Origin of the sequence: Variovorax sp. CAN15 (assembly GCF_030462475.1) — a bacterium.
Classification (GTDB): Bacteria; Pseudomonadota; Gammaproteobacteria; order Burkholderiales; family Burkholderiaceae_C; genus Variovorax.
In genome coordinates this window covers 1-21,396 of record NZ_JASMRZ010000085.1, presented here as the reverse complement: position 1 = coordinate 21,396, position 21,396 = coordinate 1, and the positions used below count along the sequence as shown (strand labels likewise).

General features: G+C 60.4%; 20 protein-coding genes. 9 read left to right on the top strand and 11 right to left on the bottom strand.

The annotated features are described in order from the left end of the window. The 8 genes from hpaE to QMO14_RS28825 form a co-directional block, all read right to left on the bottom strand. Positions 1-1,249 (bottom strand): 5-carboxymethyl-2-hydroxymuconate semialdehyde dehydrogenase (gene hpaE / locus QMO14_RS28860; RefSeq protein WP_301511384.1); only part of this gene is annotated, 1,249 nt, incomplete at its 3' end. A gap of 17 nt (positions 1,250-1,266) precedes the next feature. Further along, positions 1,267-2,037, bottom strand: a complete 771-nt coding sequence (locus tag QMO14_RS28855; protein WP_285414356.1) for a fumarylacetoacetate hydrolase family protein — start codon at positions 2,035-2,037, stop codon at positions 1,267-1,269. After that, the gene (locus QMO14_RS28850) at positions 2,034-2,717 is read right to left on the bottom strand and encodes a fumarylacetoacetate hydrolase family protein (RefSeq protein ID WP_285414357.1); all 684 of its coding nucleotides are present in this window, start codon (positions 2,715-2,717) and stop codon (positions 2,034-2,036) included. Before QMO14_RS28850 ends, QMO14_RS28855 begins: the two co-directional genes overlap by 4 nt. A gap of 56 nt (positions 2,718-2,773) precedes the next feature. Beyond that, entirely contained in the window at positions 2,774-2,956 is a 183-nt protein-coding gene (locus QMO14_RS28845; RefSeq protein ID WP_184605429.1) for a hypothetical protein, read from the bottom strand. Between the two features lie 13 nt (positions 2,957-2,969). Continuing rightward, positions 2,970-3,551, bottom strand: coding sequence for a 3-phenylpropionate/cinnamic acid dioxygenase subunit beta (locus QMO14_RS28840; protein ID WP_184605428.1), 582 nt, complete (start codon positions 3,549-3,551; stop codon positions 2,970-2,972). A 22-nt stretch (positions 3,552-3,573) separates the two neighbouring features. Next, complete coding sequence (locus QMO14_RS28835; RefSeq protein WP_285414358.1) at positions 3,574-4,362, bottom strand: SDR family NAD(P)-dependent oxidoreductase; 789 nt, start codon at positions 4,360-4,362, stop codon at positions 3,574-3,576. A 2-nt stretch (positions 4,363-4,364) separates the two neighbouring features. Beyond that, a complete protein-coding gene (locus QMO14_RS28830; protein WP_184605426.1) occupies positions 4,365-5,732 on the bottom strand; it encodes an aromatic ring-hydroxylating dioxygenase subunit alpha in 1,368 nt (455 codons plus the stop codon). 37 nt (positions 5,733-5,769) lie between these two features. Further along, positions 5,770-6,765 carry a 2Fe-2S iron-sulfur cluster binding domain-containing protein gene (locus tag QMO14_RS28825; protein WP_184605425.1) on the bottom strand — a complete coding sequence of 332 codons (996 nt, stop codon included), beginning with the start codon at positions 6,763-6,765 and terminating at the stop codon, positions 5,770-5,772. A gap of 126 nt (positions 6,766-6,891) precedes the next feature. On the opposite strand from QMO14_RS28825, the gene QMO14_RS28820 reads away from it, so the two are divergent. The 7 genes from QMO14_RS28820 (at position 6,892) to QMO14_RS28790 (ending at position 15,020) form a co-directional block, all read left to right on the top strand. Continuing rightward, positions 6,892-7,665: an IclR family transcriptional regulator gene (locus QMO14_RS28820; protein WP_184605424.1), complete on the top strand. Its 774-nt coding sequence runs from the start codon at positions 6,892-6,894 to the stop codon at positions 7,663-7,665. 152 nt (positions 7,666-7,817) lie between these two features. Next, positions 7,818-8,819 (top strand): tripartite tricarboxylate transporter substrate binding protein, encoded by a 1,002-nt coding sequence (locus QMO14_RS28815; RefSeq protein WP_285414360.1) that lies wholly within the window; start codon positions 7,818-7,820, stop codon positions 8,817-8,819. Positions 8,820-8,839: 20 nt separating this feature from the next. After that, positions 8,840-9,814 (top strand): tripartite tricarboxylate transporter substrate binding protein, encoded by a 975-nt coding sequence (locus QMO14_RS28810; protein ID WP_285414361.1) that lies wholly within the window; start codon positions 8,840-8,842, stop codon positions 9,812-9,814. Between the two features lie 11 nt (positions 9,815-9,825). After that, positions 9,826-10,797: a tripartite tricarboxylate transporter substrate binding protein gene (locus QMO14_RS28805; RefSeq protein WP_285414362.1), complete on the top strand. Its 972-nt coding sequence runs from the start codon at positions 9,826-9,828 to the stop codon at positions 10,795-10,797. Positions 10,798-10,912: 115 nt separating this feature from the next. Next, on the top strand, positions 10,913-12,604 hold the full coding sequence (locus tag QMO14_RS28800; protein ID WP_301511383.1) for a thiamine pyrophosphate-dependent enzyme: 1,692 nt from the start codon (positions 10,913-10,915) through the stop codon (positions 12,602-12,604). Further along, positions 12,601-14,019: an aldehyde dehydrogenase family protein gene (locus tag QMO14_RS28795; RefSeq protein ID WP_285414364.1), complete on the top strand. Its 1,419-nt coding sequence runs from the start codon at positions 12,601-12,603 to the stop codon at positions 14,017-14,019. Before QMO14_RS28800 ends, QMO14_RS28795 begins: the two co-directional genes overlap by 4 nt. A 164-nt stretch (positions 14,020-14,183) precedes the next feature. Beyond that, a complete protein-coding gene (locus tag QMO14_RS28790; RefSeq protein ID WP_301511382.1) occupies positions 14,184-15,020 on the top strand; it encodes a tripartite tricarboxylate transporter substrate binding protein in 837 nt (278 codons plus the stop codon). Between the two features lie 193 nt (positions 15,021-15,213). Here the strand turns inward: QMO14_RS28790 and hisC are convergent, their stop codons facing one another. Beyond that, positions 15,214-16,326 carry a histidinol-phosphate transaminase gene (hisC, locus tag QMO14_RS28785; RefSeq protein ID WP_285414367.1) on the bottom strand — a complete coding sequence of 371 codons (1,113 nt, stop codon included), beginning with the start codon at positions 16,324-16,326 and terminating at the stop codon, positions 15,214-15,216. Between the two features lie 94 nt (positions 16,327-16,420). Here hisC and QMO14_RS28780 point away from each other — a divergent pair, with 94 nt between their 5' ends. Further along, the gene (locus QMO14_RS28780; RefSeq protein ID WP_285414368.1) at positions 16,421-17,350 is read left to right on the top strand and encodes a LysR family transcriptional regulator; all 930 of its coding nucleotides are present in this window, start codon (positions 16,421-16,423) and stop codon (positions 17,348-17,350) included. Positions 17,351-17,385: 35 nt separating this feature from the next. Here QMO14_RS28780 and QMO14_RS28775 read toward each other — a convergent pair whose 3' ends face one another. Further along, entirely contained in the window at positions 17,386-18,360 is a 975-nt protein-coding gene (locus QMO14_RS28775; RefSeq protein WP_285414369.1) for a tripartite tricarboxylate transporter substrate binding protein, read from the bottom strand. 1,039 nt (positions 18,361-19,399) lie between these two features. On the opposite strand from QMO14_RS28775, the gene QMO14_RS28770 reads away from it, so the two are divergent. After that, positions 19,400-20,287, top strand: coding sequence for a substrate binding domain-containing protein (locus QMO14_RS28770; RefSeq protein WP_285414370.1), 888 nt, complete (start codon positions 19,400-19,402; stop codon positions 20,285-20,287). Here the strand turns inward: QMO14_RS28770 and QMO14_RS28765 are convergent. Beyond that, positions 20,205-21,185, bottom strand: coding sequence for a tyrosine-type recombinase/integrase (locus QMO14_RS28765; protein WP_301511386.1), 981 nt, complete (start codon positions 21,183-21,185; stop codon positions 20,205-20,207). The genes QMO14_RS28770 and QMO14_RS28765 overlap by 83 nt on opposite strands. Positions 21,186-21,396 lie beyond the last annotated feature (211 nt).

The following is a 21,396-nucleotide window of genomic DNA, read 5'->3' as shown; positions in this document are numbered from 1 at the left end:
TGTTCTCGGTCCACACGTAGCTGCTCAGGCCGTACTGGATGTCGTTGGCCAGGCGAATGGCATCTGCCTCGTCCTTGAACGGAATCAGGCATGCCACCGGGCCGAAGATCTCGTCCTGCGCAATCTTCATGCGGTTGTCCACGTCGGCGAACACGGTGGGCACCACGTAGTTGCCCTTCTTCACGCGATCGGGCAGGTTGGCCGGGCCTTCGAGGCCGCCGCACAGCAAAGTGGCGCCTTCCTTCGGGCCCAGCTCGATGTAGCTGCGCACCTTGGCCAGGTGGGCCTGCGAGATCATCGGGCCGACGATGGTCTTCTCGTCCAGCGGGTCGCCCACGGTGATGCGCTTCGCGCGCTCGGCGAACTTCGCGGCGAAGTCGGCGTAGATCGACTGCTGCACCAGGATGCGCGAGCCGGCGGTGCAGCGCTCGCCGTTGTTGCTGAAGATCATGAACACGGCCGCGTCGAGCGCGCGGTCGAGGTCGGCGTCCTCGAAGATCACGAAGGGGCTCTTGCCGCCGAGCTCCATGCTGAACTTCTTCAGGCCCGCGCTCTTCACGATGCGGTTGCCGGTGGCGGTGGAGCCGGTGAACGAGATGGCGCGCACGTCGGGGTGGCTCACCAGCGGCTCGCCGGCCTCCTTGCCGTAGCCGTGCACCAGGTTCAGCACGCCGGGCGGAATGCCGGCCTCCAGCGCCAGTTCTCCGAGGCGCGCGGCCGTCAGCGGCGAGAGCTCGCTCATCTTCAGCACGGCGGTGTTGCCGAAGGCCAGGCAGGGCGCGACCTTCCAGGTGGCCGTCATGAAGGGCACGTTCCACGGGCTGATGAGCGCGCACACGCCCACCGGGTGGAACAGCGTGTAGTTCAGGTGCGTGGGCGTGGGGTAGGTGTGGCCGTCCACGCGGGTGCACATCTCGGCGAAGTAGTAGAAGTTGTCGGCCGCGCGCGGCACCAGCTGCTTGCCGGTTTGGGCGATGACCTGGCCGCAGTCGTTGGTCTCCGTCTGCGCGATCTCGGGCACGTTCTTTGCGATCAGGTCGCCGAGCTTGCGGATGAGCTTCGCGCGCTCCGGCGCGGGCATGCCGGCCCACTTGGGGAAGGCTTCCTTGGCGGCGGCCACGGCCGCATTCACCTCGGCTTCGCCGCCCGAGGCGACTTCGGCCAGCACTTCCTGCGTGGCGGGGTTGACGGTTTCGAAGTATTCGTTGCTGGCGACGGACTTGCCGCCGATGAGATGATCAACTCGCATGTGTGATTCCAATGGTTTCAAATGGGGGCGCCTTGGCGACCAAAGAGTTCGTCGCCAGCGATGGTGTTCACGAGACAACCGATGCCGTCGATCTCGCAAACGACCTCATCCCCGACCTTGACGTCGACCACGCCCTCGGGCGTCCCTGTGAGGATGACGTCGCCCGGAGAGAGCGTCATGAACGCGCTCAGGTATTCGATGAGGTACGGAATGTCGAACACGAAGTCGCGCGTATTGCCTTGCTGCGTCACTTGTCCGTTAACTAACGTGCGCAGCTGTAGCTCTACCTTCTCTCCGATATCGGCTGCATCGACAAACCAGGGGCCTAGTACGGTGCCGCCGTCGCGGTTCTTGACGCGCAGGTTGGGGCGATACCAGTTCTCAAGGTAGTCCCGGATCGCGTAGTCATTTGCCACCGTGTAGCCGGCCACATGTTCCATTGCGTTGGCGCGATTGACATTGCGTGCCTCCTTGCCGATCACGACGGCGAGTTCGCACTCGTAGTGCATGAACTTGACGTCTGCAGGGCGCCTGGTCACAGCTCGATGTCCGATCACGCTGCCAGGGCCCTTGAGGAAGGCCAAAGGCTCATCCTGCGCTCCGAACGACAGTTCCTTGGCGTGGTCGGCGTAGTTGAGACCCAAAGCGATGATGGTGCCGACTTCGAAAGGAGGAAGCCAGACCACGGATTCTTCGCCGACGATCCGGCCATCGGCGAGAAGCAACCCATCTGAATGAGGAATTGCCTCGTGGATAGCGCCTGCATAGGCGACGCGTGCGCGTTTCATTCAGCACCTCCAACGAAGCTGGCATGTGCGGTTCCGACTTGGTCGATCTCGACTGCGACGTCCTGTCCCGCACGTGCGCGCGGCGCACCATTCGGTACACCGAGCAGCAAGATGTCTCCAGGGGACAGCGTCATGAAATCCGTGACGTCTGCCAGAAGTTGTGCCGCTGGTCGGATCATTGCGTCGAGACTCCCCTCTTGAACAAGCTTGTTGTCGAGATAGGTTCTCAAGGTCAATGCGTTGGGATCTACGATGCTTGCGCTTGACACAACGCCATTGCTCAGGATCAGTGATCCATCCCTGGCCTTGAATCGGATGGCGGGGCGGTAGAAGCTTGCATGAGGTACGCTCAAGTCGATCGCCACGGTGTAGCCGGCGATGTAGTCCAGTGCATCGCCCGCGGAAATGCGGCAAGCGGTGCGTCCGACGATCAAGGCGAGCGAGCCACCGACCTCCCACTCGGGAATCGTCTTTGTCGTGGCGACATTCATGCCGGAAAGACGGAACGTGTTTCGTGGCTTGACATACAGCACCGGCGCCTGAGGGGGCGCCTTGTAGGGGGGGTGCAACGCACTCTCACCCAGTGCTTCGAGTGAGTTGCGGTCGTTCAGAAGGGGACCGTAGACCGTGCCGGTCAGGCGGTACGGTGCAAATGCAAATTGATAGTCGTGGGGATTCACACTCAGATCTCCGCGGGCCACGGACGCGGCCATCGAGTCATTGGTTGACGGTGGTGTCAATCGGCCGCCAGCTCGGCCAACTCCACCATTTCTTCGCAGTGGACGAGCTCGTCGTCTCCGCTTTCGGGGTTGCGCAGCATCAGCCAGATTCCGTCACCGATGTTCTCGACGACTTCAGCCACCGTGCCGTTTTTCAGCCGGATACCTTGTCCCGGCTTGACACTCATGAGATTGAGCATGGCGTGAACCTCCTCAGAAAAAGATGCTGAGGTTCTTGGCCAGAAGCACATTCTGGTGAATGCGGATCTCGCGTCGGCAGAGCTTCCAGCCGTCAGCAGTCTTGCGGATTCGATCCTTTCGGTCACCCACGAAGAAGTATTGTTCATACTCGCAACGGTTCTGGTAGGTCAGGAAGCGACTCGACACATCGACCTCCAGATCGCCGTCGCCGTTGGCCTGCATGGCCGTGAGCTGCACGTTGCTCACGAGGCGGCTGACGCGAGACAAGGGCTCTTCGGCCCAGTGCACGCCGGTCATGATCTGCTCTGCGCGCTTGGTCAGGGTCCACTTGCCTTCGTTGAACCAGCTCATCTGCTTCTCACGCGTGGTGAGCTCGCGGCGAGCGTGTTCGCCCGCCTTGACGTTGTACTCCATGGGCATGAAGTACTCGAGGTCCTCCGCGAGTGTGTCGATCCACTCCTTGAACTGCCGGTCGTCCAGCAGGTTGGCCTCGTCGTAGAGGAACTCCTCGATCTCGCGCTTGACTTCGTAGTATTTGGCGTCGCGCGAAAGACGGGTGGCGAGTTCAACCACCGGTTCTGCGAGTTCAGACATGATTTCTCCTGGTATTTGGGGGTCAGTGGGTGACTGGAATGGGGCCGCCCTGGTGAGCGAAGCAGCCGACGTCAATGACGGTTCCCGAGATTGCCGCTGCATCTTCGGAAAGCAGAAACGCGACGGCGTTGGCGAGGTCTCGCCCATTGGCCGGACGGCCGGCGACTGTTCCGGGCGCCGGTTTGCTCTTGAAGGCGTTTACATCTCCGCCCACGCGGCCAACGCTCATGCCGGACACGATGCCGCCCCCTCCTGGAATCGCGACGTTGACACGGACGTGATCATGGAAGTGGTCATATGCCATGGCGGTGCTCAAGGCGACGATGGCCCCCTTGCTGGCGCTGTAGATCGCCATGTTGGGCTTTCCCCAGCCTGCACCGGAACCGATGTTGACGATCGAGCCGCCGCCGGCGCGGATCATGTGAGGCAGGACGGCGCGCGACATCAAGTAGGTGCCCTTGAGGTTCACGTCCACGATGCGATCGAATGTCGACTCGTCTGTCGTGAGGACCGTTCCCAGCGGTCCGATCGCCGCGTTGTTGACCAAGCCATTGATCGCGCCATACTTCTTGAGCGTGTGCTCGACGACCTTCTGGACGTCCGCCGGATTGGAGACGTCCGCCTCCAGAACCTCGGCCTCGCAGTCCACGCTTTTGAGCTCAGCCTTCACATGGTCGAAACCGTGAGCGGTACTGGATACCTGCGGCTGAGCCAAGCCAAAGGCCACGACCTGATGCCCCCGTTTGGCGAGCTCGACCGTGATCGATTGACCCAGGCCGAACGTGCCGCCAGTGACGATAACAACGCCCATGATCAGGCGGCGAAGCTCGCCGGCTCCTTGTCCTTGCGTCCCAGCAGGGTGTCCCAATCGGCACCATTCATGTAGTCGCGCCAACGGCGATAGAACTGCCGCGGGTTTTCTTCGCTGACCTGCAAGCTCACATTGCCTGCCACAGGGCTGTTGACCTCGACCTTGCCCAGCGACTGGGCATAGTTGTACGGGTAGCGCTTGGCAATCACCCCGCGGCTGCCCGCCGTGGCGTAGTTCCAGTTCTCCATGTCGTCTTGCTCCGTCATGCCAGCCGGACCGGAATAGCGCATGTAATAGGTGCGCAGGAAGTCTTTGACTTCCTGGGGTGCGTCAGCGTCCACAAGGAAGAAGCGCCAGGCTTCTGTCGACTCGGGACCATGCGGATGCCATACGCACAGGTTGCGCGGCTGGTTGCCGTGGAACGAGACATTCGGATAGATCGTGCCGACGAATGGCACAAGCCGATGTTGTTCGGCGCCGAGCCGTTCCTTGCGCTTGGCGTGAGCCTCCCGGAAGTATTCGGCGACGATGGGGTTGTTCTGGTAGGTGTCCAGGAACTCCCATGTCTCGGGCATGATCGCGCTGTGGACGCCGTGGCCGGCAGGGAAGTTCACCCACAGATGCTTGGCTTTCTCCAGCTCATTATCGCGGCGACCTTTGGCGCCCGCTTCAGCGGAGGGGCCGATACCGATCATGTCCACGGAGCGGTGGCTGACGTTGTGATAGGTGTCGCCGAGGAAGTTCTCCGCTGCGAATTTCCAGTTGCACGGGATGATCCACTTGTGCACGCCGAACAGCACCTCAGAGCCGCCTTCGCGGCCGTCTCTGCAGTCGAGCGCGAGATCCAGGTGCATCTTGGCATCGCCAAGGTACGTCATGAAGTCCGGCGCGTCCTTGTCCCAGGTTGCCCACACCGTGCCTTTGTAGATTTCCATCTTCGGCACTTCGATCAGCGACCAGTCTTCCTTTTCCAAGCAGCCTTCGTAGAGGTTCTTGTATTGGGGCACGCCGAACAGCTTGCCGTCCGTGGTGTAGCTCCAGCTGTGATACGGGCAGGTGAACATCTGCGTGTTGCCGTGGTCGTACTGGCAGACCTTCATCCCGCGATGGCGGCACGAGTTCAGGAACACGTGGACTTTCTTTTTCTTGTCGCGAGCCAGGATCACCGACTCACCCCCCATGCGGGAGGTGAAGAAGTCACCGGGATTGGGCACTTGGCTCTCGTGGCCGACGAACAGCCACGCACGGGTAAAGACCTTCTCCAGTTCTTCCTGGTAGATCTCCTTGTCGGAGAAGATTTCGCGGCTGATCTCGCCCTTGCGCAGGTTGATCATCGCGTTGTAGCGGGATTCGGTAGTGATCGGAATCATGGGTTATCTCGGTTGGGATTGAGCGAGGGCTGGGTAATCAGGCAAATCGTTCGCAGAGCACGTCCTGCTTAGGCAGGCCAGCCGCTTCCGCGGCCTTGCGGCCGGCTTCGACCATCGGCGGTGGACCGCAGAGGTAGACCCTGGTGGCAGGGTCGAGGCCAAGGCCGGAGATGAGATCGGTCGCATAGCCTTCATGGCACTCCGCATTCGCGTCTTGCTCCACAGCCAGCCTTACCTGCACATGTGGCACTGCTTCACGAAGTGCCTTGAGTTCGTCCAGCGCGAACAGGTGCCCGGGGGTGCGAGCACCAATCAGCACCGTGGTCGGCTGGCTCTGGCTCTTTCCATTCATGCTGCGCAACATGGAAAGAAAGGGGGCTACGCCGGTGCCACCCGCGACGAAGAGTCGTGGGCGTTCTTCATCGCGCAAGAAGAACGTCCCATGGGGAACGCTCAACTCGACTTTGTCGCCCGCCTTGGCGCCGTTCAGCCAGTTGGAGAACGAACCATCAGGCACAAGGCGGACGAAGAACTCCAGATGGTTGCTGCCAGGCAGATTGGCCATCGAGTACGAGCGATGGAAATCGGTGCCCGCCGGGTGAATGCGGACGTACTGCCCCGGTTCAAACTGAATGCTCTCAGGAATGGAGATTTCGAGCCGCATGGTCTCGCTCGCGATCCGACTGACAGCGACAACCTCGCCATCGATGGGGGCGGGCTCTTCTGCGAGTGCTTCCGCGGACTCGTAGGGGAGCTCGACTGCACAGGGACCGGTCACGCGGCAGACGCAGGGCAGGACGGTGCCGGCGTCGCGGTCTTCGTCAGGCAGTACTGCTGTGTCGTAGTCCTCCATCTCCACCGTACCCGAGAGGAGTTGTGCGGTACAGGTGCCGCACTGTCCATTGGAACAGTCTGTCAGGAGATTCAGTCCGGCCTCGCTAGCAGCTTCGACGATTTTCTTGCCGCACGGCACGTCCAAGCGATGCGCGACGCCGTCTGAAAAGAGCAACGTGACCGGGACGATCGAACTCATGGTGGGTCTCCTTTTTTGTCCGCTCAATGGACTTGAAATCCATTGTATGGACTTTTTTGGTTTTGGGTCAACTTGTCCATGTGGCGGACAATATGACCTCGCCCATCAAAATTGAGAGGAGTTCCCTTGGCTACTGCGGAAAAGAACGAAAACGTGCGCGCTGTAGGACGTGCGCTGGAAATCCTGCTGGCATTCACGGCGCAGGATTTCGAGCTTTCACCGTCCGAATTGCTCAAGCGCGTAGACCTGTCGCGGCCGACGCTGTATCGGTTGCTCTACACCCTGGAGGAGCAGGGATTTCTTGTCTCTGTTGGCGAGCCCCAGCGCTTTCGGCTCGGTCCTGCGGTCGCTCGGCTTGCGCATGTGTGGACGTCAAGCCTGGATCTCGCAGCCGTGGCTGAGCCAGTCTTGAGACGGATTTGGCGGACCACCAACGAGACGGTGGCCATGTTCATTCCGCAGCGCGAACTGCGCTTGTGCGTGGCCGAGTTGCCAAGTCCGCAGCCCCTGAATTTCAAGCGTGGAGTTGGCTACACCGAGCGCATCGCCCTCGGGGCGACAGGGCGCGCAATCCTGGCTTACATGGAGGCGAGTTCCGAAGAACTGCGTGACTACGTGCAGGGCACCAAAGTCAACGTCAAGGAGTTGGAGGCGGAGCTGGTGCAGACCCGGAAACGGGGATTTGCAAGCAGCCATAGCGAACTGATTCCCGGCGCGGTGGCTGTCGCAGTCCCCTTCTTTGACAGGCATGCCCAAGTCGCCGGCTCGATCGGGGTGTTCGGACCCGAAGTCAGGTTGGACGGCGCGCGTCTCAAGCAGATCACGAAGCTATTGCAGACGGAAGCCCAGAGTCTGTCGGCAATGCTGGGCTATGGAAGCAAGGAGGCTGCTGTCTCATGAATTAAATCAGTTGCCTGCGATTTGTCCGCCAGGCGGACGACATGATCAGAATTTGACGCAAGTCGAACGATGTCCATAAAATGGACTATCGATCCACCCTGCGGACATGGATTGATTACGTCGCCCCTACCGGCCCAACGGAGACAAACGCAATGCATAAGCCACCGGCACACTCGCGCAGGATCATCCTGCGCATTCTTGGCAGCACGCTCGCTACCACTACTTTTCTTGGAGTTCCGCCGCTCGCGGCTGCACAGGAGTACCCCGACAAGGCTGTCAAGATCGTCGTGGGCTTCGCCCCTGGCGGCACCAACGACATCCTGGCCCGCTTGGTTGCGGCCAAACTTCAAGACCGCCTGAAGCAGGCGTTCGTGGTCGACAACAAGCCTGGCGCGAACTCAGCCGTTGCCACCGACTTCGTGGCGAAAGCCAAGCCGGATGGCTACACGCTGCTTGTGTCATCCAGTGGAGGGCTGACAGTGAATCCGGTGCTCATGAAGAGCATCGGATACGACTCTGTCAAAGATTTCGAACCGATCGCGCTGCTCGGCTCATTTCCGCTTGTCGTGACGGTCCCCGCAGGCCTGCCTGTGAAGAGTCTCTCGGAGCTGCTCAGCTACAGCAAGAAGACCAAGGACGGCATGCTTGACCACGGTGTGGCTTCCTCGTCGTTTCAACTGGTTGCCGAGACGCTTTCTAGCGCGTCGAACGTCAAGTTCAACCACGTCAACTACCGCGGCTCGGGCCCGGTGGTTGCAGCGCTTTTGGGGGGAGAGGTCCAAGTCGGGATCCTCGACAGCGCCGCCGTAATGCCCCAGGTCAAGGCGGGCAAGCTCAAGGCATTGGCGGTGACGACCGGCAAGCGCTCGGCCGTCTTCCCGGACATTCCCACGGTAGCTGAATCAGGGTTCCCCGGCTACGACGTCCCCATCTGGACTGCATTGATGGCCCCGAAAGGGACGCCCGAGCCGGTGCTTATCAAGCTGCGCGCCTCGGTGGCCGAGATCCTCAAGGAAAAGGACATGGTGGACAAGATGCACGCGCAGGGCATGGACCCCGGTGATACCGATGCATCCGCGCTGTCCAAGCGCATCGCCAGTGACATTGCGCGTTGGACCAAGGTGGCCAAGGCCGCCAACCTCCAGCCCGAATAAGAAAACCCAGGAGACAAACCATGAAAACTTCAATCTGGCGTCTGATCGCCACGTTCGCCCTTTCGTCCGCTGCCTTCGCGACAGCGAGCGCGCAGCAGTTTCCCTCGAAACCCATCACCCTGGTCGTGCCGTTCGCTCCTGGGGCTTCTGCCGACGCCATCGCACGCGTGGTCGGCAAGGAGATGTCCCAGCTGTTGGGCCAGCCGGTTGTCGTCGACAACAAGCCAGGCGCAGGCGGCGCCTTGGGGCTGATGGCGGTGGCACGCGCAAGCGCGGACGGCTACACCATCGGCCTGGGGGCCACGGGTGCTATCGCGGTGAATTCTCATCTGCCAGATGCGCCGCCTTTGAAGCCGCAGAGCGATCTGTCTCCCCTCGGAAAGATGGCCGACATCCCGCTGGTCGTCGTAGCCTCCGGCTCCGCCGGGTACGGCAACCTGCAGGCGTTCCTGGCCGATGCGAAAGCAAAGCCCGGCAAGATCTCGTACGCAACTCCTGGACAGTACACATCCCAGCATCTGTCGGGGGAACTGCTCGCGAAGATGGGTAATGTCTCCATCTCGGCGGTGCCTTATCGCGGAAGCGGCCCTGCGGTCACCGATCTGCTTGGCGGCGTCGTGCCGGTCGCCGTCGTCGACCTCACGTCTGCCTACCCCCACATCAAGGCGGGAAAACTCGTTGCACTGGGTGTGACCAGTGCGGAGCGAAGCAAGGTTGCCCCGGAGCTTCCGACGATTGCTGAGGCAGGTTTGAAGGGATATGCAGCGCCCGCGTGGATGGGGCTTTTTGTCGCCGCAAAGACCCCGGCCGATGTGAAGGCGAAGCTCTCCGGTGCACTGCAGAAGGCGCTGTCCAACCAGGAGGTGCGTCACCAAATCTCGAATTTAGCTGCAGAGCCTGCCTACATGGATCCGCAGGACTTCGGTCAGTTCATCGCCGGTGAATCCAGGAAATGGGGTGACCTCATTTCGCAGATGCCTCCACCCGCGAAATAGGAGGATGCGTCATGATGCTCAGAGCATTCGCCGCTTGGCTTGGGATGATGGTTCTGGCCTTGTCCTTTCCTTCGATGGCTCAGGAATGGGCGCCGTCGAAGCCGATCAAGATCGTGGTGCCGATCGTAGGCAGCACCAATGATGCGCTGGCTCGGCTGATCGCACCGAAGCTTCAGGAAGCATTGGGCCAGCCTGTGATCGTCGACAACAAACCCGGCGCAGGGGGCAACATCGGCGCGGAGTTCGTCGCGAAAGCTCCGCCCGATGGGCACACGCTGCTCGTAGGGTACAACGGGCCACTGGCCATCAATCCGTCGCTCTTCGAGAAGATGCCCTTCGACCCGAAGACGGATCTGGCGCCGATCACGCTGGCGGTGAAGTCACCGCAGTACCTGGTGGCGGGACCCGCGGCGGATTTCTCCACCGCCAAGGAGTTCATCGCCAAGGCCAAGGCGAGTCCGGGCAAATATTCCTATGCCTCAGTGGCCATGGGCAGTGCTTCCCATCTGACGATGGAAATGCTCAAGGCGGCGGCGCGTATCAATGTCACGCACATCCCCTATCGGGGTGCCACTCCCGCCGTGACGGACCTGCTTGCAGGCAATGTGCATGTCGCATTCATGGTGCCCGGAAATGTCCAGCAATTCGTGGCCACCGGGCGGCTGAAGCTGCTGGCAACAACGGGAGAAAAGCGGTTCCGGAGCTCTCCCGAAATTCCCACGCTCATGGAACTCGGCTATAGAGATCTCGAAGCCACCAGCTGGGTTGGATTGCTCGCTCCGGCGGGAACGCCCAAGCCGATCATTGACCGCTACCACGCCGAGCTCGTCAAGATTCTGAATTCCCCGGAGATCACTGCGCGGCTTCAAGACATGGAGTTCGAGGTTGTCGCTAGCACGCCGGCCCAGTTCGCGACCTGGATTGCATCCGAGTCCAAGAAATGGGGCGCCGTCGTCAAGTCGACCGGAGCCAAGGCCGAATGAGCGAGGTGATTGCCCCAGTTCGGCCGGACGCCTGCTTTCCCTTCGAGCGCGGAGTCAAAGTTTTGCGCTCGACTTTTTTTCCTCCCCATACCTTTTCACTTCACGCGATATACACATGACCGCCAAACCGCAATCCACCGGGGGCCAAGCATTGGTCGATGGCCTGATCAAGCACGGCATCAAGGATCTCTTTCTGATTCCAGGCATTCAGCTCGACTGGGCCGTTGACGCATTGCGCCAGCGAAGCGAGGAAATCCGTCTGTTCATTCCGCGACACGAGCAAACGACTACCTACATGGCAGACGGCTACTACCGCGTGACCGGCAAGGTCGGTGCCGCCATGGTGGTGCCAGGCCCCGGAGCGCTCAATGCCGGCGCGGGGTTGGCGACGGCCTATGCGTCTAACTCGAAGGTCCTTTTCGTGACCGGTCAAATTCATTCCAGCGGCATTGGCAAGGGCTGCGGTTTGCTGCACGAGATCAAGGACCAGTCTGGCTTCGTTCGAGGGCTGACCAAATGGAATCACATGGTCACCGCGCCTTCCGATATCCGCGTCTCTCTGGACAACGCATTTCGCGAACTTGATCGCGGTCGCCCGCGTCCGGTTGGCCTGGAAATTCCGCATGACTATCTCAGTGCGTCGGCCAGCATCGATCCAAGAGCCGCAGATGCCGCACAACCGTCAACCACGCTGAGCCCGGAAGATCTGATTCAGATTCAAGGCGCGGCCAAACTGTTGGACGGAGCACGCTTCCCAGTGATCTATGTAGGTGGCGGCGTGATCGCAAGTGGGGCTCACGCCGAACTGCAGCGCCTTGCAGAACGGATCGGTGCACCAGTTGTCATGAGCGACAACGGAAGGGGCGCCCTTGACGACAACCATCCGCTGGCGATGAACGCGCTGGCAGGACGCGCGGTGTTCGAGCATGCTGATGTGGTGCTCGTCGTCGGCAGCCGGTTCGTGGACGTGCTCACTCCCACAGCTTCGTGGCCCGCCGGAAAGGTGCGGTACATCCACATCAATATCGATGAAGCGGACTTGGGTGCACCGAGGACGCCCGAGGTCTCTCTTGTGGCCGATGCGCTGCCGGCCTTGCGCGAACTCGCAGAACGAGTCAAAGCGAATGTCCGCTTGTCCAATGAAAGCGCAGAGTCGGTCAAGGCCTGGGCGCAGGGTCAGATCGACTCGGTCGAGCCGCAAGCATCCTATGTGCGAGCAATCCGCAGAGCGATGCCGCACGACGGTGTTTTCGTCAACGAGCTGACTCAGGTCGGCTATCTGGCCCGAATCGCATTCCCCGTGCATGCACCGCGCACCTACATCGGACCAGGGTATCAGGGCACATTGGGCTACGGTTTTCCCGTTGCGCTGGGCGCAGCGGTCGGTGCAGCAGGCCGCAGGGTCGTCTCCATCACTGGCGATGGAGGCTTCGGTTGGAACATGCAGGAGCTGGCGACTGCGCAACGCTATCGGCTTCCCATTACGTTGATCGTTTTCAACGACGGGCACTATGGCAATGTCCGCGCCATCCAGAAGCGGGAGTTCGGCGCGGAAGTCGGTGTTGACCTGACCAATCCAGATTTCGAATTGCTGGCGCGCGCTTTCGGTGTCGCGTTCCAGGCGGTTGGCTCGCCGTCGCAGTTGGAGGCGGCAGTGCGCGAAGCGAATGCACATCCTGGGCCTGTACTGATCGAAGCGAAGGTGGGCGTGATGCCGAGCCCGTGGCACCTCCTGCGGCTTCAACCCATGAAGGGAATGAGCGGTCCGGCGGCACCAGCCAATCCGCTGTGCGAGGCTGCACGATGAGATCCTATGACAGCTTCTATGCCGATGGCGCTTTCGTTAGATCCGGCGGTGGCGCTGCAATGCCCGTGGCGGACCCTTCGACCGGGCGTGTCATTGGCGAAGTTGTCCCCTGCTCGCCGGAGGACGTCGATCAAGCTGTCAGAAGTGCTTCCGCTGGTTTTCAACTGTGGTCCCGGTCTTCGCAGGAAGAACGCAGCGAAGCCCTGACTCGTCTGCATGCAGAGCTTCACAAGCGTGTCGATCAGGCGGTCTCGGCGCTGGCCCTTGAAATGGGATGTCCTGTCTGGCTGGGCCAGCTCATGCAGCTTCCGATGGCCTTGAAGGGCCTGGAGTTCGCGAGAGACGGTATCGAGCAGATCATCTGGACCGAGCAGATCGGCAATGGGAAGGTTGAAAGGGTACCGGCTGGAATCGTTGCCGCAATCACGCCCTGGAACTTTCCGCTGCATCAGATCGTCGCCAAGGTCGCACCGGCGATTGCTGCCGGGTGTTCGGTCGTCTTGAAGCCGAGCGAGGTGTCCCCGGGGGCCGCGCAGGTGTTCATGGAGGCAGTCCACTCTGCCGGCATTCCTCCCGGCGTGGTGAACCTGGTTTGGGGCGGTCCCGACGTTGGCGAAAGGCTCGTTCGGCATGCCGATGTTCACCACATCAGCTTCACCGGGTCCACGGCCGTCGGCCGCCGCATCATGATCGCGGCGGCGGAAGATCTGAAACCAGTCACGCTCGAGTTGGGCGGAAAGTCTGCTGCGGTCCTTCTCGATGATGCGGATCTGGACGCGGCTCTGGCCGCCGTGGTTCGCTTGAGCATGGCCAACTCCGGGCAAGCGTGCGTGAGCCAATCGCGCCTCATCGCACCGCGCGGACTGCTCGGTCAGATTGAAGAACGCCTTGAAGCCGCATTGACGCAGTGGCCGATCGGAAATCCGCTGGATATGCGGACACGTTTGGGGCCCGTGGCGAGCCGCGGTCAGCAGGAGCGCGTACTGAGCATGATCGCTCATGCACGTGAGCAGGGTGCTCGTCTTGTCTTAGGTGGGGACAAGATGCCGGAACACCTCGCTCGGGGCTGCTATGTCTTGCCAACCGTTTTCTCGGATGTCCGGTCCGACATGGAGATTGCTCAGGAGGAAGTCTTTGGCCCCGTCCTCTCGGTGATTTCCTATGACTCGGAGGGGGAGGCTGTGGCGTTGGCCAATTCGACCCGTTACGGACTGTCTGGCGCGGTGTGGTCAGCAGACCCTCTCCGAGCCCTCGCGGTTGCCCGAGATATGAAGACTGGCCAGGTAGTGATCAATGGTGCGGCGCAAAACCTTGCGACGCCGTTTGGCGGATGGGGATGGTCTGGTTTCGGACGAGAAAACGGCCGATTCGGGATCGAGGATCTCTTACGGTACCGCTCCCTGCACGGAGCTTGATTCAGGCTCTTGGTGCCATGCACAGGTAAAAAATGCTTAGAAGAAATTTCCTCGCAGCCACCGCGGCTGGCTTGCTCGCTCCCGCTGTGCATGCCGCTCAGAGCTATCCGCAGCGGCCAGTCAAGATGATCGTCCCCTTCGCCGCTGGCGGAGGGACCGACATCGTGGCCAGACTCGTGGCGGCGGAGATGGGGGCCGCGTTGGGGCAGCCCGTGATTGTCGACAACCGTGCGGGCGCCGGGGGAAGTCTGGGTTCCGATGTCGTTGCCAAGTCACCTACGGATGGATACACCATCCTGATGGCGACCGTATCTACGCACGCGATCAATCCGGCTCTTTATGCGAAGCTGCCCTATGACCCGATACGAAGCTTTGCACCCATCTCCTTGATCGCGCGTGTAGGTGGAGTAGTCGTAGTTCAGGCCTCTTCGCCGTACAAGTCCTTGCGGCAACTTGCCGATGCAATGCGAAGGGATCCTGGCAAGTTGACTTTCGGTAGCCAAGGCGTTGGCGGGGTAAGCCATCTCATGGGAGAAATGTTCAACACCCAGGCACACGTGCAATCCACGCATGTCCCGTACAAAGGGGCCGCGCCTGCACTGCAAGATCTGCTGGCGGGAAACATCGACATCGTCTACGACACTGTGCCCGCGCTGCTACCCCATATCCAGTCGGGGAAGTTGCGCGCCCTGGCAGTCACCACGCCGCAGCGGCTCACCAATCTTCCGGAAACCCTCACTTCTTCCGAGGCTGGATTCCCTGAATTTCTTGTCGCGACGTGGAACGCGTTGCTGGCGCCTGCCAACACGCCGCAGGCCGTTGTGGACCGACTCAATGGCGCCGCCTTGCTCGCGCTGAAGAATCCGGCAATGCGCAGGCGAATGGATGAGCTGAGCGCGGAGGCGGTAGGTTCAAGTCCCGCCGAGCTGGCGCGCTTCATGAAAGATGAAGTGAAGCGCTGGGCTCCCGTGGTGCGCGCTTCTGGCGCCCGGGTCGAATAGGGCTGGCATTTCGACCTGCCTACGCCCAGAGGAAAGACCGGACCGATCAGAGCGCGTCTTGCGGCGATACCTTGTGCCAGCAGTCAAGCGAGAAGGATCTTTCGGTACTACCGTCTTTCGACGGCACCGGCAAAAGATTTTCTCCTCTCTATCGAGCACTGGAGGCGGCAGCACTTCAAGATAACTGCCCCGGCTAGGCTGCAGTCACCGCCGGCTTGCCCAGTTCAGCCTTGCATGCTTCGATGAGCAGTTGCGTGTCTTCCATCGTGCCAATGCTGATCCGAATCCACTCGCCGAGGCCGTACGAACTTACGGGACGAACGATCAGGCCACGCTGTTCGAGGCGATGAGCCCAGTTCGCTCCATCCGCCACCTTTACAAGAAAAAAATTCGTGTGCGAATTGATGACCGTCAGCCCCAATGCCGTCAAGCCTTCTTGCATGGCCGCCTTGGAGCGAGCATTCGTCTCCACCGTTCGAGTGAGGAAATCCTGATCATCAAGCGCTGCGATCGCTGCTCGCTGAGCCGCTTCGGAGACGGTGAATGGTGCCCTCACTCGGCGCAGCATTGCAGCGAGACCGGGGTGTGCGATGCCGTACCCGATCCTCAGCCCTGCAAGACCGTACGCCTTGGAGAAGGTCCGGGTGACCAGGACGTTTGGCAACGTGGTCGCCAGCCGGATCGAGTCCAGCCGCCGATCTGCTGGCATGTATTCGTAGTAAGCCTCGTCGAGCAGTACCACGACATGGGACGGAACCGAACGGATGAATGACTCAAGCTCCATCGGATCCACGCAGGTCCCGGTCGGATTTCCAGGATTGGCTATATAGATCAGCGTCGGGTCTTGTGCCAGCGTCTGCCGCAGGCCGGAGAGGTCGACGTGAAAATCCGGCGAAGCCACTTGCAAAGGGGTTGCTCCTACGCGCTGAGCCGCGTTCACGTAGGCTTGAAAGGAATATTGAGAAAAGGAGGTTCGCCTGCCGATCGAAAGCAAGGTCGAAACCGAGGTGCCGATGATGCTCTCGGAGCCCGCACCAACGACGACCGTCTCGCGGTCCACGCCGTGGAACTGAGCGATAGCCGACACCATATCTGCGCAATCGTTGTCTGGGTACAGCGACAGATTGATCTGGGCTTGGGCGAGAGCTTCCATGGCCTTGGGGCTGGCGCCAAGTGGGTTCTCATTGGAAGCAAGCTTGACGATTCGCGCACCCGGCAGAAGCCGCGCGACTTCGCTGATGGGTTTGCCCGGAATGTAGGGCTTGATGGCGGCGATGTGATCGGGGTAGGAAACAGGAGAGGTCATTCAACGAATATGCTTGAGGTGACGCAGGATTGCCATCGCTTGCAGCACTTCGTGATTGCCTATGGTTATCGCTTCGGACTACTATTGCAGAACGATGACTTTGCAGCAGTTAAGAGATCTCCTCGCCGTTGTTGCGTATGGCGGATATCGCGCAGCGGCCAGAGCGTTGGATGTCTCGCAGGCAGGTCTTACGAAGAGCCTTGCCAATCTCGAAGCTGAGTACTCTGTCACCTTCTTGCAGCGCACTGCCAAGGGAGTTCTGTTGACTCCCGTGGGGGAGGAGTTTGTTGTCCAAGCCAGAGCCATTCTGCAAGAGGCAGAGAGAGCCGAGGAATGGCTGCAGAACGTCAATCGGCCGGCAACAGGTCAGATCCGATTGGGGGTTTCCATCGATCCCTCGCTGCGTTTGGCGCCGGCGGTCCTCAAGGATTTTCGACTGGCGTTTCCGAGCACGACAATTCACATCACTCAACGTTCGACGTCGGAACTGCTTGCAGGCATCCGGGACAACAGACTGGATCTTGCGGTCACCCGACTACCGGAGTCATTCGAATCCGGTGATCTGACCATCCACTTTCTCTATGAAGGCCGGGCTGCCATCGCTGCGCGCAAGGGGCATCCCCTCGGTGCGGCCCGCTCAGTGCGAGATCTTGCGGCGAGCGAGTGGATCGTCGTCGGAAACCCTAGTATGGCGGGACAGCATGACGAAAGCGTCCAAGAATTGTTCCTCCGGCATCAGCTTGGTAGCCCGCGATTCGCGGCAGTTTCGGATTCGCTGTTCGGCGCCATCTCGATGCTTCTCGAATCGGATTGCGTGGCCCGTCTGCCGTCCGTGCTGCTTCAACACCCGCTAGCCATCGGGAACTTGTCCGAGATCAGAATCAAGGAGCAGGTGGATCTGGCCTATCAAGTTGGAATCGTCTTCAAGGCGGGGCGGCGCCTTGGCCGCGAAGCCACTCAGTTGGTGTCCATGCTCAAGTCGTTCTCGCGGCTTGCTCGCGCGCTGGAGACGCGCCGCACGTGAAGTATGACGCCGGCTTGCCGGCATCGCCTCGATGATCAATCGGGTGTGAAGCCCGAGGCCTTCACAACAGGCTCCCACTGCTGCAGTTCTGCCACTTGGAGCTTCGTGAACTCCTGCGAGGGAAGATAGCTCGGCTCCAGCATGAGCTTGTTCAGTCTGGCTTTGAAATCCTTTTCCTGGATGACCTTGGCGATCGCTGCATCGATGCGCGCAACGGTTTCCTTCGGTGTGCGTGCGGGAACGAATGCGCCGAACCAGCCCTCCACGGGTGCCACCTTCAGTCCCTGTTCAGCCAGCGTGGGAATCTCCGGTGCCAGCGCGTAGCGATGAGGACTGAAGATGCCCAGGATACGAATCTTTCCTCCTCGCTGGTGCTCGATCTGATCGACCAATGTATCCACGCCCACCGGAATGTGACCGCCGATGAGGTCTGTGACCAGCGGCGCGCCACCTTTGAAGGCCACATGAGTCCAGTCGACACCCGCTTCCTTGCCGAGCGCGATCGCTGCAAAGTGGGCCATACCTCCGGCTCCGGATGTGCCATAGGATGCCACGGAGGGGTTGGCCTTCATGGCCCTCAGCAGGTCAGGGACGGACTTTGCCGGGGAGTTCGTGGGTACTGCAACACCAAAAGGATAGGACGCGAGACGTGAAACGGGAGTGAAGTCCCGCGTGACGCTGTAGTCGATCTTCCCTGCATAAGTGAGCGACTGGATCGTTGTCAGTGCATTCGGTGCGATAAGAATCACACTGCCGTCGGCGGTGTCTCGCTTTAGTTGCGAGGCTGCAATCCGCCCACCTGCGCCTGGCCGATTGTCGACGACCACGGACGTCTTGAGTTCATCGGAAAGGGGCTGCGCCAGCAGACGGGCCATCGTGTCGACACTCCCTCCCGGCGGATAGGGAACTACGAGCTTGATGAGTGCTGGCGTTTGTGCAGTTGCCGGCATAGCGGCCGCGGCGCTGAGCGAGAGAAAAAGGACCACTACACGGCGCGAAAAATTAATCATGGGATCTACTCCACCGGAACAAAGGAACTCGCATGGTCACTCGTGGCCCTTTGGTTGATCAATGCAAGCAAGTGGCATCGTGATCACTCAAGGCAATCGCATGGATGAGGGCAAACGTATGAGTGCGTCACAGTGGAAGTTTGAAACTTTGGTTGGATTGCACTGACCTGGCGCATCCTGAAGTCCGAGTCCTATTGGCAGAAGTTCCGAGAGCAATTTCGCACCTTATGTACGCAGCCTGATGCACCACATTGCTGCAGCACACGACCGTCAGCTTCAACTTAAGAAAAATTGATAATGGTTATCCCTTGATGCTGAGGCGCAACACTTTGTTTTCCGCAATCTGTGCACTGGGTGACACCGCCGCGCCCATAGAGGGGAGGTAGGCGGCCCTGCTTCGCGAGGCGACGGCGACTCGACGAGAATGATCAAAACTGTGGCTGCCGATGTTTTGTGCGTGCAGCATGACCTGCCCCCTGTAGACGTGCCAATGTTGAGCTAGCGAGTCCAGGATTGTGGCGACTACTTGATCTCCGGTGATTGCCTTGCATCGCCAGCGCGCTGGCGATGCAAGGCAGCGAAGCTGGCCGTCGGGATGTTTTGTGGCGGGCGCTCCAGTCCACACCAATATCTCGACATCCCGTACGCAGTTCGATCAGCCCAACTCAACTTCGCGCAATGCAAACCTGCTCGCAGTCTTGGATCGATCCCGAAACGGGCATCGCCCTCCGACCGGTCGACTGCAAGCGATGTGTTGCGAGATTGCAGCAGTTTGGTTTAACCCATCACGGAAAGGCGTACGCGGCTTTCGCCGATCTTGTGGCCGTTAGATTAGTTCTGTTCCGAGCAGGTGATAAGCCATCAACGAGATCGACAGCGGCTCCTAAACCGGGGAACAACTCGGGGAACAAATTCTTGAAATTAAAGATTGGCTCCAGTATCGATGGGCCTTTCAGATGATCATTCAGTAGACCCCAGCTCGGTCTCCCTCACCGACGCAGGCCGGTTGCTGCAGGCGCGATGTGCGCCCTTGATGGAGATGATCGAGCAGACCACGAGCGAACTGCAGGCACGCGGCTCGCACCCCAGCGGTCGCCTGTTGATCACCGCGCCCCACGGAATGGTCCAGACGGCGTTTCCGCGCCTGCTGGGAGACTTCCTCACTTGCTATCCCGACGTGCAATTCGACCTGAAACTGAGCAACCGCATGATCGATCTTGTCGACGAGGGAGTAGACATCGCCTTGCGGTTCGGGCGGATCGGCGACGAGAACCTGATCGTGCGGCGCCTGCGCCGGATGGGGCTCACACTTTGCGCCGCGCCGCGCTACTGGGCGCGGCGCGGCATCCCGCTAGAGCCCGATGACATGCGAAAGCACGACGTCCTCGCATACTCCGTCACGCCAGGGCCTCCACAGATCGCATTCGAAGTGGACGGCCAGCCGTACAACGTGCCCATCCGGGGACGCATGGACGCCAACGATGCGAGTGCGTTGATTGGCGCAGCACTGGCGGATATCGGCGCGGTGTGCGTTCCCGACCTGCTTGCGCAACCCTACGTGGACGGCGCTCACCTGGTCCCGGTTCTCCAGGATTTCATGCCCAGCGACATCTGGCTCTATGCAGCCTACACACAGCGCCGCCAGAATAGCGCCGCGCTGCGTGCACTGCTCGCGATGCTGGAAGTTCGCATGCGCGACAGCGCTGCTTCCCTTCCGGTCTTGACAGGTGCTGCAATTGCACCTCTTGCATGGGGACAGACCCAAGCCTCATCGGTTCGAGTATCTTCCGCTGGTTTGCCAGCGAGATCGGGCGGCGCCACGTTGACGAGTCAATCCACTGATGTCAGGCTGCGAGCTGATGTAAGGGGACCACTTTTCCGACGCGCCGGCTGTCGAGATAGTTCGCCCACCATTCCATCAACTTGACTCGCTCAGGCAAGCGGCTTCCGCGATCGTACGCAGCACGTACTTGGTCTCGTTCCGCGTGCGCAAGCTGACGTTCGATGGCATCCGCGTTCCAGCCGGCTTCGTTGGCTACCGTCGAGAAAAGCGCCCGAAAGCCGTGTGCGGTTGCCAAGTACTTGTAGCCCATCCGAGCCATCGCGCTATTGAACGTGTTCTCGCTGAGAGGCTTCGACGGATAGAAGGGGCTCGGAAATACGAGGTCTCGATGGCCGCTCATTGGTTTCATGGACTCGACGACAGCAATGGCTTGAGCTGAAAGCGGGACCACGTGCTCTGTTCGCATCTTCATGCGTTCAGCGGGAATGCGCCATAACTTGGCCGCCAAGTCGAATTCAGTCCAACAGGCACTCCGAATTTCGCCTGGTCGTGCGGCGGTGAGCATCAATAGTCTTAGGGCATGAACGGTGTGCGGGTCGCCTTGATAGGCGTCCAGCTTGGAGAGAAATTCAGGCAGATCAGCAGGTCCCAGCGCGGCTCGATGCTGAACGCGCCTTGGCTTCAGAATTTCGGAAGGGACAAGGTCCCCCATCGGGTTACGATCAATGTGCTGGTGTGTGGTGGCATAGCGGTAGATCGCCTTGATGCGTTGCAGAACTCGCATTGCGATTTCTCCGGCGCCGCGCGCTTCGATCTTCTTAACTACTTCCATGACCTGCCGTGTGGTGATTTCTGCGATGGGCGTGCTGCCAAGTGCAGGAAAGACATCTGCCTCCAGTGAGGCTCGGGTACGCGCCAATGTGTTGGCCTCCCAGCGTCCCGCCTGATGAGAAAGCCATTCCTCGGCGACCGCCTGAAGTGTGCTAGTTGTTTCTTGGAGTGTCCGCGCCGAAGTAGAACTGAGCCACCGCGCCGCTTGAATCGTGAGCCAGGGGTGGAAGCCGACGCAGCAATGGTCGACTGTGGATAAGTGTATGTCTTGCCTTGTTCTGTGACCTCCTTTCGCTTCTTGTGATCGAACTCATAAGGCGCGAAGGGCGTAGCCCGTAGCGCCTTGCTACGAGCAGTAGTCGTCAATCGGTGGCGTCGGTTGGATCGGCCTTGGCGCCTGTCTTGCGGGTCTGCTCCCTGGC

What these genes read in the sequence shown, in the direction of transcription:
- QMO14_RS28815 (WP_285414360.1), top strand. Translation starts at nt 7,818, where the DNA reads ATGCATAAGCCACCGGCACACTCGCGCAGGATCATCCTGCGCATTCTT.
- QMO14_RS28840 (WP_184605428.1), bottom strand. Translation starts at nt 3,551, where the DNA reads ATGTCTGAACTCGCAGAACCGGTGGTTGAACTCGCCACCCGTCTTTCG.
- QMO14_RS28835 (WP_285414358.1), bottom strand. Translation starts at nt 4,362, where the DNA reads ATGGGCGTTGTTATCGTCACTGGCGGCACGTTCGGCCTGGGTCAATCG.
- QMO14_RS28795 (WP_285414364.1), top strand. Translation starts at nt 12,601, where the DNA reads ATGAGATCCTATGACAGCTTCTATGCCGATGGCGCTTTCGTTAGATCC.
- QMO14_RS28800 (WP_301511383.1), top strand. Translation starts at nt 10,913, where the DNA reads ATGACCGCCAAACCGCAATCCACCGGGGGCCAAGCATTGGTCGATGGC.
- QMO14_RS28825 (WP_184605425.1), bottom strand. Translation starts at nt 6,765, where the DNA reads ATGAGTTCGATCGTCCCGGTCACGTTGCTCTTTTCAGACGGCGTCGCG.
- hisC (WP_285414367.1), bottom strand. Translation starts at nt 16,326, where the DNA reads ATGACCTCTCCTGTTTCCTACCCCGATCACATCGCCGCCATCAAGCCC.
- QMO14_RS28845 (WP_184605429.1), bottom strand. Translation starts at nt 2,956, where the DNA reads ATGCTCAATCTCATGAGTGTCAAGCCGGGACAAGGTATCCGGCTGAAA.
- QMO14_RS28830 (WP_184605426.1), bottom strand. Translation starts at nt 5,732, where the DNA reads ATGATTCCGATCACTACCGAATCCCGCTACAACGCGATGATCAACCTG.
- QMO14_RS28770 (WP_285414370.1), top strand. Translation starts at nt 19,400, where the DNA reads ATGATCGAGCAGACCACGAGCGAACTGCAGGCACGCGGCTCGCACCCC.
- QMO14_RS28775 (WP_285414369.1), bottom strand. Translation starts at nt 18,360, where the DNA reads ATGATTAATTTTTCGCGCCGTGTAGTGGTCCTTTTTCTCTCGCTCAGC.
- QMO14_RS28810 (WP_285414361.1), top strand. Translation starts at nt 8,840, where the DNA reads ATGAAAACTTCAATCTGGCGTCTGATCGCCACGTTCGCCCTTTCGTCC.
- QMO14_RS28780 (WP_285414368.1), top strand. Translation starts at nt 16,421, where the DNA reads ATGACTTTGCAGCAGTTAAGAGATCTCCTCGCCGTTGTTGCGTATGGC.
- QMO14_RS28805 (WP_285414362.1), top strand. Translation starts at nt 9,826, where the DNA reads ATGATGCTCAGAGCATTCGCCGCTTGGCTTGGGATGATGGTTCTGGCC.
- QMO14_RS28855 (WP_285414356.1), bottom strand. Translation starts at nt 2,037, where the DNA reads ATGAAACGCGCACGCGTCGCCTATGCAGGCGCTATCCACGAGGCAATT.